Annotated in this window: 10 protein-coding genes; 8 read left to right on the top strand and 2 right to left on the bottom strand. The window is 69.8% G+C overall.

From position 1 onward, the window contains the following. The first annotated feature begins 166 nt into the window (after nt 1-166). The 4 genes from ACIP94_RS13310 to ACIP94_RS13295 all read left to right on the top strand — a co-directional run bounded on the left by ACIP94_RS13310 (nt 167) and on the right by ACIP94_RS13295 (nt 4615). Complete coding sequence (locus ACIP94_RS13310) at nt 167-2710, top strand: ATP-binding protein (protein WP_402423905.1); 2544 nt, start codon at nt 167-169, stop codon at nt 2708-2710. Beyond that, entirely contained in the window at nt 2707-3390 is a 684-nt protein-coding gene (locus tag ACIP94_RS13305) for a response regulator (protein WP_402423903.1), read from the top strand. The genes ACIP94_RS13310 and ACIP94_RS13305 overlap by 4 nt, the downstream gene beginning before the upstream one ends. A gap of 64 nt (nt 3391-3454) precedes the next feature. Continuing rightward, nucleotides 3455-3853: an OB-fold nucleic acid binding domain-containing protein gene (locus ACIP94_RS13300; protein WP_402423900.1), complete on the top strand. Its 399-nt coding sequence runs from the start codon at nt 3455-3457 to the stop codon at nt 3851-3853. 3 nt (nt 3854-3856) lie between these two features. Further along, nucleotides 3857-4615, top strand: coding sequence for a DUF3159 domain-containing protein (locus tag ACIP94_RS13295; RefSeq protein ID WP_402423897.1), 759 nt, complete (start codon nt 3857-3859; stop codon nt 4613-4615). 288 nt (nt 4616-4903) lie between these two features. Here the strand turns inward: ACIP94_RS13295 and ACIP94_RS13290 are convergent, their stop codons facing one another. Together ACIP94_RS13290 and ACIP94_RS13285 are read right to left on the bottom strand one after the other, a co-directional pair. After that, nucleotides 4904-5581, bottom strand: a complete 678-nt coding sequence (locus tag ACIP94_RS13290; protein ID WP_402423894.1) for a potassium channel family protein — start codon at nt 5579-5581, stop codon at nt 4904-4906. After that, nucleotides 5581-6252 (bottom strand): potassium channel family protein, encoded by a 672-nt coding sequence (locus ACIP94_RS13285; protein ID WP_402424281.1) that lies wholly within the window; start codon nt 6250-6252, stop codon nt 5581-5583. Before ACIP94_RS13285 ends, ACIP94_RS13290 begins: the two co-directional genes overlap by 1 nt. 389 nt (nt 6253-6641) lie before the next feature. On the opposite strand from ACIP94_RS13285, the gene ACIP94_RS13280 reads away from it, so the two are divergent. The 4 genes from ACIP94_RS13280 (at nt 6642) to ACIP94_RS13265 (ending at nt 11825) form a co-directional block, all read left to right on the top strand. After that, on the top strand, nt 6642-8693 hold the full coding sequence (locus tag ACIP94_RS13280) for an APC family permease (protein ID WP_402423891.1): 2052 nt from the start codon (nt 6642-6644) through the stop codon (nt 8691-8693). 125 nt (nt 8694-8818) lie between these two features. Further along, nucleotides 8819-10147: a class I SAM-dependent RNA methyltransferase gene (locus ACIP94_RS13275; protein WP_402423888.1), complete on the top strand. Its 1329-nt coding sequence runs from the start codon at nt 8819-8821 to the stop codon at nt 10145-10147. Between the two features lie 505 nt (nt 10148-10652). Beyond that, a complete protein-coding gene (locus ACIP94_RS13270; RefSeq protein WP_402423885.1) occupies nt 10653-11495 on the top strand; it encodes an RNA polymerase sigma factor SigF in 843 nt (280 codons plus the stop codon). A gap of 141 nt (nt 11496-11636) precedes the next feature. Further along, the gene (locus ACIP94_RS13265) at nt 11637-11825 is read left to right on the top strand and encodes a hydrophobic protein (RefSeq protein WP_402424278.1); all 189 of its coding nucleotides are present in this window, start codon (nt 11637-11639) and stop codon (nt 11823-11825) included. Nucleotides 11826-12711 lie beyond the last annotated feature (886 nt).

The following is a 12711-nucleotide window of genomic DNA, read 5'->3' as shown; positions in this document are numbered from 1 at the left end:
CCGGGCCCGGCTTGGCGGCCCGCCCAGGGGCCGCCGGACGCCGTGCGGGGTGCATCAGGGTTCCGTCAAAGAGGCATGCCCGGGTGCACCCTGTCCCATTTGTCGTAATTGTTGGCCGTAAGGTCGACGAAGCGTACGCAGGTATGTGTAGGAAGACAATGGGGCCATGGGACGCGGCAAGCTACGGATCTACCTCGGTGCGGCACCGGGCGTCGGCAAGACCTACGCCATGCTCTCGGAGGCCCATCGCCGCATCGAGCGGGGCACGGACTGCGTGGTGGCCTTCGTCGAGCACCATGACCGGCCGCGCACCGAGGTGATGCTGCACGGCCTGGAGCAGATGACGCGCAAGGAACTCGTCCACCGGGGTGCGGTCTTCACCGAGATGGACGTGGACGCGGTGCTGCGCCGCGCCCCCGCGGTCGCCCTCGTGGACGAACTCGCCCACACCAACATCCCCGGCTCGCGCAACGCCAAGCGCTGGCAGGACGTCGAGGAGCTGCTGGCCGCCGGGATCGACGTGGTCTCGACGGTCAACATCCAGCACCTGGAGTCTCTCGGCGATGTCGTGGAGTCCATAACGGGCGTACGGCAGCGGGAGACGGTCCCCGACGAGGTGGTGCGCCGCGCGGACCAGATCGAGCTGGTCGACATGTCCCCGCAGGCACTGCGCCGGCGTATGGCGCACGGCAACATCTACAAGCCGGACAAGGTCGACGCGGCGCTGTCGAACTACTTCCGCCCCGGAAACCTGACCGCCCTGCGGGAACTGGCCCTGCTGTGGGTGGCCGACCGCGTCGACGAGTACCTGAACGAGTACCGCAGGCGGCACCGGGTGTCCACGATCTGGGGCTCGCGCGAGCGGATCGTGGTCGGCGTGACCGGCGGCCCCGAGGGGCGGACCCTGATCCGCCGGGCCGCCCGGCTGGCGGAGAAGGGCGCCGGCGGCGAGGTGCTCGCCGTCTACATCTCCCGCAGCGACGGACTCACCTCCGCCTCACCCAAGGAGCTGGCGGTCCAGCGCACGCTGGTGGAGGAACTCGGCGGAACCTTCCACCACGTCGTCGGCGACGACATCCCGGCGGCGCTCCTGGACTTCGCCCGCGGAGTGAACGCCACCCAGATCGTCCTCGGCTCCTCGCGCCGCAAGGCATGGCAGTACGTCTTCGGGCCCGGCGTCGGCGCCACGGTCGCCCGTGAGTCGGGGCCCGACCTCGACGTGCACATCGTCACCCACGAGGAGGTCGCCAAGGGGCGCGGCCTGCCGGTGGGGCGGGGCGCACGGCTCGGCCGCACCCGCATCATCGCGGGCTGGCTGGTCGGCATCGTCGGCCCGGCCGTCCTCGCGGTGCTGCTGAACACCGTGGACCTCGGCCTCGCCAACGACATGCTGCTGTTCCTGTCGCTGACCGTGGCGGCGGCCCTGCTCGGCGGTCTCTACCCGGCGCTCGCCTCGGCGGCCTTCGGTTCCCTGCTGCTGAACTACTACTACACGCCCCCGTTGCACCGGCTGACGATCGCCGACCCGAAGAACATCGTCGCCATCGCGATCTTCGTCGGGGTCGCGGTGTCGGTGGCCTCGGTGGTGGACCTCGCCGCCCGGCGTACCCACCAGGCGGCACGGCTGCGGGCCGAGTCGGAGATCCTCTCCTTCCTGGCGGGCAGCGTGCTGCGCGGCGAGACCGGACTCCAGGACATCCTGGAACGGGTGCGCGAGACCTTCGGCATGGAGTCGGCGGCCCTGCTGGAGCGGACGAGCGATGTCGACCCCTGGACCTGCGCGGGCAGCGTGGGCCCGGGCACCGCGGTCGAACGGCCCGAGGACGCCGACGTGGACGTGCCGGTGGGTGATCACATGGCGCTGGCACTGTCGGGGCGGGTCCTGCCCGCCTCCGACCGCCGGGTGCTGGCCGCTTTCGCCGCGCAGGCCGCCGTGGTGCTGGACCGCCAGCGCCTCCAGCAGGAGGCCGAACAGGCTCGCGGGCTGGCCGAGGGCAACCGCATCCGCACCGCCCTGCTCGCGGCCGTCAGCCATGATCTCCGCACCCCGCTCGCGGGCATCAAGGCGTCGGTCACCTCGCTCAGGTCGGACGACGTGGAGTGGTCTGAGGAGGACCGCGCCGAGTTGCTGGCGGCGATCGAGGACGGCGCCGACCGGCTCGACCACCTGGTGGGCAACCTGCTGGACATGTCCCGCCTCCAGACCGGTACCGTCACTCCGCTCATCCGGGCGATCGACCTGGACGAGGTCGTGCCGATGGCGCTCGGCGGGGTGCCCGAGGACAGTGTCGAGCTGGACGTCCCGGAGACGCTGCCGATGGTCGCCGTGGACGCCGGGCTGCTGGAGCGGACGGTGGCCAACCTGGTCGAGAACGCGGTCAAGTACAGCCCCCGGGAATCGCACGTGCTGGTCTCCGCGAGCGCCCTCGCCGACCGGGTCGAGGTGCGCGTGGTGGACCAGGGACCGGGCGTCCCCGACGAGGCGAAGGACCGCATCTTCGAACCCTTCCAGCGCTACGGCGACGCCCCCCGCGGCGCCGGCGTCGGTCTCGGCCTCGCGGTCGCCCGTGGCTTCGCCGAAGCCATGGGTGGCACCCTGAACGCCGAGGACACCCCCGGTGGCGGACTCACGATGGTCCTCTCCCTGCGTGGCGTCGGGATTCCTGAGGGCCCCGCGCGCATCGCCGAACCAGAAAGGCAAACCACATGACCCGGGTGCTCGTGGTCGACGACGAGCCGCAGATCGTGCGCGCCCTCGTGATCAACCTCAGGGCGCGCAAGTACGAGGTGGACGCGGCTCCCGACGGCGCTACCGCACTCCAGCTCGCCGCCGCCCGCCACCCCGATGTCGTCGTGCTCGACCTGGGACTGCCCGACATGGACGGCGTCGAGGTGATCAAGGGGCTGCGCGGCTGGACCCGGGTGCCGATCCTCGTGCTGTCCGCCCGCCACTCCTCGGACGAGAAGGTCGAGGCGCTGGACGCGGGCGCCGACGACTACGTCACCAAGCCGTTCGGCATGGACGAGCTGCTGGCCCGCCTCCGCGCCGCCGTCCGCCGGACCGAGCCGACCGGGGGCAGCGAGGACGACGTCCTGGTGGAGACCGACGGGTTCACCGTCGACCTGGCCGCGAAGAAGGTCAACCGGGCCGGGAAGGACGTACGCCTCACCCCCACGGAGTGGCATCTGCTGGAGGTGCTCGTGCGCAACACCGGCCGCCTGGTCAGCCAGAAACAGCTGCTCCAGGAGGTGTGGGGGCCGTCGTACGGCACGGAGACGAACTATCTGCGGGTGTACATGGCCCAGCTGCGACGCAAACTGGAGGCGGACCCCTCGCACCCGAAGCACTTCATCACCGAGCCGGGCATGGGGTACAGATTCGAGAAGTGAGGTGCGTGAGTGGGGCGCCGGCAAGGGTGCTTGGCTGTCGCAGGGCCCCGGTACGCTTTCGGGTATGAGCGCTGTCCCTCGTTCCGAAAAACCGGTGAGCCGTTTCCGGCGGATGCTCGACCGGCTTTCCTCGTCACAGGAGGATCTGGAATCCGAGGAACTGCGTGAGGACGCCGAGACCGCGGGATGTACGCGTATCGGCGACTGCCACGACCGGCAGATCGTGACGGTTACTGGTACGTTGCGCACGGTCACCTTGCGCCCCCGGGCCGGTGTCCCGGCCCTGGAAGCCGAGTTGTTCGACGGCTCGGCCGCGCTGGACCTGGTCTGGCTCGGCCGGCGTTCCATCGTCGGCATAGAGCCGGGGCGCAAGCTCATCGCTTCGGGCCGGATCTCGATGAGCCGGGGCCGCAGGGTGCTGTTCAATCCCAAGTACGAACTCAGACCGCTCGGACGGGAGTAGCCGGTGACGTCACTCGAGAAGCCGACCGAAGACGCCCAGCACGATTCACGGGCGGTGACCGAGGCCGCGCTGTTCGAGGCGTTCGGCGGGGTGCGCGGCATGGTCGAGACCGTGGTGCCCGGTCTCTTCTTCGTCACCATCTTCACGATCAACAAGAACCTGCACTGGTCGGCGATCACCGCGCTCGCGGTGTCGCTGTTGCTCGTGGTCGTCCGCCTTGTCATGCGGGACACCGTGAAGCACGCCTTCAGCGGTGTGTTCGGTGTGGCCTTCGGCGTGGTCTTCGCGATGATGACCGGCAACGCGAAGGACTTCTATCTGCCGGGCATGCTCTACACGCTGGGCCTGGCCCTGGCGTACATCATCACCACGCTCGCCGGAGTGCCGCTGATCGGGCTGATCCTCGGCCCGGTCTTCAAGGAGAACCTCTCCTGGCGCACCCGCAACCCGGGGCGCAAGAAGGCGTACACCAAGGCCAGTTGGGCCTGGGGCCTGATCCTGCTCGCCAAGTGCGCGATTCTGTTCCCCCTGTACTGGTGGGCCAACACCGCCCAGCTCGGCTGGGTGCTGATCGCGCTCAAGATCCCGCCGTTTCTGCTCGCCGTCTGGCTCACCTGGGTCTTCCTGGCGAAGGCGCCCGCGCCGATCGACGTCTTCGCGGAGATGGAAGCGGAGGAGAAGGCCGAGGAGGAGCGAAAGGCAACAGTGACGGCCGTCGCCGAGGGGGAGACCCGGTCCGGGCGCCATCGGCGGGAGTCGTAGGCGATTACGTCGTCGGCACGGGCTTTGGGTGGCAGGCCGTCGCCTCAGTGCCGGCCGAGTGGACCGTCGCGGGGAGTCCCGGCCGTGCACGCCCTCGCCCGAGGCACCCGCACGGGGCCGCGACCGCCCGGCGTTCCCGGCAGGCACCCCATTCCCAGACCCGGGGCGGACACGTCGACGCCCGGAACCCCAGGACCGGCAAGCCCAGACCGGCACCCCCCGCACGAGAAAGAGCCGGGGCGCTCTGACGATGGCAGAGCGCCCCGGAGTGACGGATACGGCGGGGAACTAGTCCGCCGAGTCCTCCCGGCGCACCGAGAGCAGGTCCTCCAGCTGGCCCTCGCGTGCCTGGGCCGCCACGAACAGCAGTTCGTCGCCCGCCTCCAGGGAGTCCTCCCGGGACGGGGTCAGCACCCGGGTTCCGCGGATGATGGTCACCAGGGAGGTGTCCTGCGGCCACTCCACGTCACCGACCTGCGTGCCGGCCAGGGCCGACTCCGGAGGCAGGGTCAGCTCGACCAGGTTCGCGTCGCCGTGGCTGAAGCGGAGCAGACGGACCAGGTCGCCGACGCTCACCGCCTCCTCGACGAGCGCCGACATCAGTCGCGGGGTGGAGACCGCCACGTCCACGCCCCACGCCTCGTTGAACAGCCACTCGTTCTTCGGGTTGTTCACGCGGGCGACGACGCGCGGAACGCCGTACTCCGTCTTCGCCAGCAGGGACACGACCAGGTTCACTTTGTCGTCGCCCGTCGCGGCGATCACCACATTGCAGCGCTGCAGCGCCGCCTCGTCCAGCGACGTGATCTCGCAGGCGTCGGCCAGCAGCCACTCCGCCTGCGGTACCCGCTCGACCGAGATCGCGGTGGGCGCCTTGTCGATCAGCAGGACCTCGTGCCCGTTCTCCAGCAACTCGCCCGCGATCGAGCGACCCACGGCGCCGGCACCGGCAATGGCGACCCTCATCAGTGCCCGCCCTCTCCTTCAGGCCCCTTGGCGAACGCCGCCTCGACCTTCTCGACGTCGTGCGTCCGCATCATCACGTGCACCAGATCGCCCTCCTGCAACACCGTCTGCGAGCTGGGCAGCATCGCCTCGCCCAGCCGGGTGAGGAACGCGACGCGCACCCCGGTCTCCTCCTGGAGCCGGCTGATCTTGTGCCCGACCCAGGCCGGTGAGGCGTGCACCTCGGCGAGCTGGACACCGCCGGTGGGGTCCCGCCACAGCGGCTCGGCGCCCGAGGGGAGCAGACGGCGCAGCATCTGGTCGGCGGTCCAGCGGACGGTCGCCACGGTCGGGATGCCCAGGCGCTGGTAGACCTCCGCACGGCGGGGGTCGTAGATACGGGCCGCCACGTTCTCGATGCCGAACATCTCGCGGGCCACGCGTGCGGCGATGATGTTCGAGTTGTCCCCGCTGGAGACGGCGGCGAAGGCGCCGGCCTCCTCGATGCCCGCCTCGCGCAGGGTGTCCTGGTCGAAGCCCACTCCGGTGACACGGCGGCCGCCGAACCCGGAGCCCAGCCGTCGGAAGGCGGTGGGGTCCTGGTCGATCACGGCGACCGTGTGCCCCTGTTGCTCCAGGGTCTGGGCAAGAGCGGAGCCCACTCTTCCGCAGCCCATGATGACGATGTGCACGACCGTCCTTCCGATGTCAAGGGTCATGGCTCGGTCGAAAACCAAGAACAGGGTCTCAGACCGCCGCCCAAGCTACACACACGCGGTCCGCGGAGGGACCCCCGTGCACGCGCGCCGGACGGCTTCGTGCGCTCAGCGCCGGCCGAGGCCGCGGACGCGGAGAACTGTCAGGATTCCGAGGCCGACGAGCCGGGTCAGGACGCCGACGAGCGCCGCGGACACATGCATGGATCCTCCGGGGGCGGCAACTGAACGGGTTTTGTCATATAGGCATGCCTAACTCCTCACCTGCGGAATCCGCAGCGGGGCCCCTCCCCGAATTCACCCGTGAGGCAGATCTCCCACAGCGGGTGGGCTACGCCGGGACCGACCCCTTACGATCCTCTCTTGTGTCCAAACTGACCGACGTGCCCAAACGCATCCTCATCGGGCGCGCACTGCGCAGTGATCGGCTGGGGGAGACCCTCCTGCCCAAGCGCATCGCACTCCCCGTCTTCGCCTCCGACCCGCTCTCCTCCGTGGCCTACGCCCCGGGGGAAGTCCTGCTGGTCCTGTCCATCGCGGGCGTGTCGGCCTACCACTTCAGCCCCTGGATCGCGGTCGCCGTCGTCGTGCTGATGTTCACGGTGGTCGCCTCCTACCGGCAGAACGTGCACGCCTATCCGAGCGGCGGCGGCGACTACGAGGTCGCGACCACCAACCTCGGGCCCAAGGCGGGCCTCACCGTCGCCAGCGCCCTCCTCGTCGACTACGTCCTCACGGTCGCGGTGTCGATCTCCTCGGGCATCGAGAACCTGGGTTCAGCGATCCCCTTCGTCGTCGAGCACAAGGTCCTCTGCGCGGTCGCGGTGGTCGTCCTGCTCACGCTGATGAACCTGCGCGGGGTCAAGGAGTCCGGCACGCTGTTCGCGATCCCGACGTATGTCTTCGTCGCGGGCGTGTTCATCATGATCGCGTGGGGCGCGTTCCGCGGGCTGGTCCTCGGGGACACCATGCGCGCGCCCACGGCGTCGTACGCGATCAGGGCGGAGCACCAGGGCATAGCGGGATTCGCGCTCGTCTTCCTGCTGCTGCGTGCCTTCTCCTCCGGCTGTGCCGCGCTCACCGGTGTCGAGGCGATCTCCAACGGCGTCCCGGCCTTCCGCAAGCCCAAGTCGAAGAACGCCGCGACGACGCTCGCGATGATGGGCCTGCTCGCCGTCACCATGTTCTGCGGCATCATCGTGCTGGCCATGACGACCAAGGTCCGCATGGCCGAGAACCCGGCCACCGACCTGCTCCACCACGGTGTCGCGCTGGGCTCCGGCTATGTCCAGAACCCGGTGATCTCGCAGGTCGCCGAGGCCGTCTTCGGCAAGGGCAGCCTGCTGTTCATCGTGCTGGCCGCGGCCACCGCGCTGGTGCTGTTCCTCGCCGCGAACACCGCGTACAACGGCTTCCCGCTGCTCGGCTCGATCCTCGCCCAGGACCGCTATCTGCCGCGCCAGCTGCACACCCGCGGCGACCGCCTCGCCTTCTCCAACGGCATCGTGCTGCTCGCGGGCGCGGCCACCATGCTGATCTGCATCTACGGCGCCGACTCGACCCGGCTGATCCAGTTGTACATCGTCGGTGTGTTCGTGTCGTTCACGCTGAGCCAGACCGGCATGGTCCGCCACTGGAACCGGCACCTCGCCACCGAGCAGGACCAGGCCAAGCGCCGCCACATGGTCCGCTCGCGCGCGATCAACGCCTTCGGCGCCTTCTTCACCGGCCTGGTCCTGGTCGTCGTCCTCGTCACGAAGTTCACGCACGGCGCCTGGGTCGCCCTGCTGGGCATGTGCATCTTCTACGCGACGATGACCGCGATCCGCCGCCACTACGACAGGGTGTCCGAGGAACTGGCCGCACCCGAGGGCCCCAGCGACGACAGCGTCCGCCCCTCGCGCGTCCACTCGGTGGTCCTCATCTCCAAGATCCACCGTCCGACGCTGCGCGCCCTCGCCTACGCCGAGCTGCTGCGCACCGACACCCTGGAGGCGCTCAGCGTCAATGTCGACCCGGCGGAGACAAAGGCGCTCAAGGACGAGTGGGAGCGGCGGGGCATCGACGTACCGCTGAAGATCCTCGACTCTCCGTACCGCGAGATCACACGACCGGTGATCGAGTATGTGAAGAGCCTGCGCCGCGAGTCCCCGCGCGACGCCGTGTCCGTGATCATCCCGGAGTACGTGGTCGGCCACTGGTACGAGCACCTGCTGCACAACCAGAGCGCACTGCGGCTCAAGGGCCGGCTGCTGTTCACGCCGGGCGTCATGGTGACCTCCGTGCCGTACCAGTTGCAGTCGTCCGAGCTGGCGAAACAGCGGGCCCGCAGGCGGCAGGACTGGAGCGCGCCCGGCGCGGTGCGGCGCGGCCCGGCGGAGCAGCGCCCGAAGGAGTCGTCGGCCTCGCAGAGCTGAGCCCCTCGTCGCACAGCACGGCCCTCATGGTGAACGGCCGGACGACAGCCACGTAAACTGGTGGGCTGTCGTCCGGCCGCACCCATTGCGCACCGTTCCCCTCTCTCATCTGGAGTCGTCCCACCATGCAGGCAGAACCGAAGAAGTCTCTGGTGGACGAGGAGTACGAGGTCGAGATCGGCCCCGTCGCCCACGGCGGCCACTGCATCGCCCGTACCGAGACCGGCCAGGTCCTCTTCGTCCGGCACGCGCTGCCCGGGGAGCGCGTGGTGGCCCGCGTCACGGAGGGCGAGGAGGGAGCCCGCTTTCTGCGCGCGGACGCGGTGCGGGTGCTGGAGGCCTCGAAGGACCGCATCGACGCACCCTGCCCGTACGCGGGCCCCGGCCGCTGCGGCGGGTGCGACTGGCAGCACGCCAAGCCGGGCGCGCAGCGCCGGCTCAAGGGCGAGGTGATCGCCGAGCAGTTGCAGCGGCTCGCGGGCCTCACCCCCGAGGAGGCGGGCTGGGACGGCACGGTGGTGCCGGCCGAGGGCGACAAGCTGCCGGCCGGCGAGGTGCCGCAGTGGCGCACCCGGGTGCAGTACGCGGTGGATCCCTCCGGTCGGGCGGGTCTGCGCCGTCACCGCTCGCACGAGGTCGAACCGGTCGACCACTGCATGATCGCCGCCGAGGGTGTCAGCGAGCTGGGCATCGAGAAGCGGGACTGGACGGGCATGGACTCCGTCGAGGCCATCGCGGCGACGGGCTCACAGGACCGACAAGTCATCCTGACGCCGAAGCCGGGCGCGCGACTGCCGCTGGTCGAACTGGACAAGCCGGTCTCGGTCCTGCGGGTCGACGAGAGGACGGGGGGCGTGCACCGCGTGCACGGCCGCCCCTTCGTACGCGAACGCGCCGACGGCCGTACCCACCGCGTCGGCGCCGGCGGCTTCTGGCAGGTCCACCCGAAGGCGGCGGACACCCTGGTGACGGCGGTGATGCAGGGTCTGCTGCCGCGCAAGGGTGAGACCGCGCTCGACCTGTACTGCGGTGTCGGCCTCTTCGCCGGCGCGCTCGCGGACAGGCTCGGCGAGAAGGGCGCGGTGCTCGGCATCGAGTCCGGCAAGCGCGCGGTGGAGGACGCCCGGCACAACCTCGCCGACTTCCCCCGGGTGCGCATCGAACAGGGCAAGGTCGAGTCGGTCCTGCCGCGCACCGGCATCACGGAGGTCGACCTGATCGTCCTGGACCCGCCCCGCGCCGGCGCGGGCAGGGACACCGTGGCCCACCTGGCATCCCTGGGCGCACGCCGCATCGCCTACGTCGCCTGCGACCCGGCGGCCCTCGCCCGGGACTTGGCGTACTTCCGTGACGGCGGCTACCGGGTGCGCACGATGAGGGCGTTCGATCTGTTTCCGATGACGCATCATGTGGAGTGCGTGGCGATTCTGGAGCGTGCGGAAAAGGGGCTGTGACCTGCGGGCTCTTGTAGATTCCTCAGGCGCGGCCTGTGCGCTCGATCTGTTTCCCGGAATGCATGACGTGAACCACGTCCGATGCGCCTGAGCGTCACTGACCTGCTGTTTTGCGAGCACTACGGGGACGGCGGCTGTGCCTCGTTCGGTGCAGGCCAGCACGGCGGCAGGTTGTCTTGACGCTCGGACGACGCTCGCTCTGATGGCCTGTCAGGGCAGTGTCGACCGCGCTCGGCGCCGTGCGACGCGCCTTGGGCAGTCCGGGCCCGGTCCTGCTGGACGTCCTCACCAACCCCGACGAGATCGCCGTCCCGGCCAAGCCGACCGTCGAGCAGGGCTGGGGGCTTCGCGGTCGCCAAGGTGAAGGAAATCGTACGCAGCCATGGAGAGTCCGGCGAAAACTGACAGCAGTTCGAGGAATACCGCTCGCCAGCCCGGGTATGCGCGTGCTTGCCGGTCCAAGGGCCGGCGCAGACGAGGCCGATCGACTGGGAAGGGCGCAAACATGGCGACGACGACCGTGCGGACTGCCGAGCAGACGGTGGACGTTCCGGAGATCGCGGATCCTTCCAAGGTCGCGCCGAAGGACGCGCGGGAGTTGTCGAAGCTGTTCTTCGACCAGTTGGCGGTGCTGGAGGAGGGCACGCCGGAGTATCAGTACGCGCGCAACACGCTGATCGAGATGAACATGTCCCTGGTCCGCTACGCGGCCGGCCGGTTCCGCAGCCGGGGGCCGGAGGAGATGGAGGACATCGTCCAGGTCGGCATGATCGGCTTGATCAAGGCGATCGACCGGTTCGAGCTGTCCCGCGAGGTGGAGTTCACCTCCTTCGCCGTCCCCTACATCATCGGCGAGATCAAGCGGTTCTTTCGCGACACCTCCTGGGCCGTGCACGTCCCGCGCCGGCTCCAGGAAGCCCGCGTCCAACTCGCCCGCGCCAACGAGGAACTGCGTAGCCGCATGGGCCGGACACCGACGACCAAAGAGCTTGCCGAGCTGATGAGCCTCTCGGAGGACGAGGTCGTCGAGGCGCAGCTGGCCTCCAACGGCTACAAGTCGGCCTCTCTGGACGCGGCGATCAACGGCAGCGAGGACGGCGAGGCCGCGCTGGCGGACTTCATCGGCGACGAGGACGCCGCCCTCGGCCTGATCGAGGACTTCCACGCCCTCGCCCCGATGATCGCCGAGCTCGACGAACGTGACCGCAAGATCATCCACTGGCGCTTCGTCGAGGAACTCACCCAGGCCCAGATCGGCGAACGTCTCGGTGTCTCCCAGATGCACGTCTCCCGGCTGATCTCCCGTCTCCTGGCCCGCCTGCGCGAAGGCATGCTCAGCTCCATCTGACGCGTGAAGGCATGCTCAGCACCGTCTGACGGTCGGGGGCCCGGCAGCCGGACGGCAGCCGGGCGTCCTGCGGAGCGGGGGAGATGTCGGGTGTAGTGCCTCACTCTTGCGAGGTCCTGCCGATCGGGCCGGGCCCCGCGGCTGCGTGGTGCGGTCCGCCTCCACACTCGCCGCGCCGTTCTGCTTCCTGCACTGCTCCTCTTCGGTGCCGGCTTCGCCATCAAGATCCTCTGGTGGGTCGCTGTCGCCGTCCTGGTGCTGTGGCTTCTCGGCTTCGTCATGCGCTCGACCACCGCCGGTGGCGGCCGAGGTCGTTGGTACCGATGGTGATCTGACCCGCAGCGCGCCTTCATCACGGGGTCCGGCCGATATGACGGCCGGGCCCCGTGCGCATGCCGGACGTGAGGCGACCTGGTACGTAACAGGCTATACAGCCCATAGGCGTCCCAAACGGCAGCAGGGTAGGCGTGGTGCAGTCGGGGGCGGGACACGCACGCGCGATGGAACCCGCGACCTCCTGCCGTGTCCCCGTCGCCGGCCTTACCGGCGGCCGTGCGCCCAGCCGGGCTGCGGCGGCGTGCGGAGGTCCCGCGGCGCGACTCCCGGACGCAGTGGCCGGCGACCGGGACGCGGCTACCGAGGTTGCCAGGTAGAAAGCGACCGCGGCCGAGCTGATCCGTCGCAGCCCCGACCACGCCCGTACGGACCTCCCGTTGCCTTTCAGCTTCGGCTTCCGTTCGAAGCCTGACCCTGGGGAGACGTAACAGTGCTTCGATACCTGGATGCGGAGAGCGGCTCAGAGCCGGGCAGGGGCGGGGAGCCTTCTCCTCCCGGACTCCTGTACCCCGAGGCCGGCTTCTTGTACGCGCCCCGCCCTCAACGCCGCCCGTGCGGGCCGGTTTGACCTGACAGACCTGGGCATGGACCGCGGTGAGCAGGTTGCGGACGACCATGTGGCGGGCCGTCGCGGCAATGTGTCCACCGGTGACCGAAGCCGTTTCCGGTTCTCAGCGGCCAGATGCGGCAACTCGCAGTGCGCTGCGTCTCGTTCTGCGGCAGGGTCGCGAGGGGCCGCCTACCTGTGGCCGAGCCCGCCGACCGGCCCTGGAACCGCCCCGGTGAGCGGCTTTCGCGTGCCGCCGGGAGGACGATCGGTCTGTGGGACCGCGGGTACGGCGTGCCTTCGCTTCACGCGTGCGGCGCTGGTTGGCTCGTG

The organism is Streptomyces sp. NPDC093261 (assembly GCF_044753645.1).
Lineage (GTDB): Bacteria > Actinomycetota > Actinomycetes > Streptomycetales > Streptomycetaceae > Streptomyces.
The sequence above is the reverse complement of the archived record's forward strand: the minus strand, read 5'-3'. Positions and strand labels throughout refer to the sequence as shown.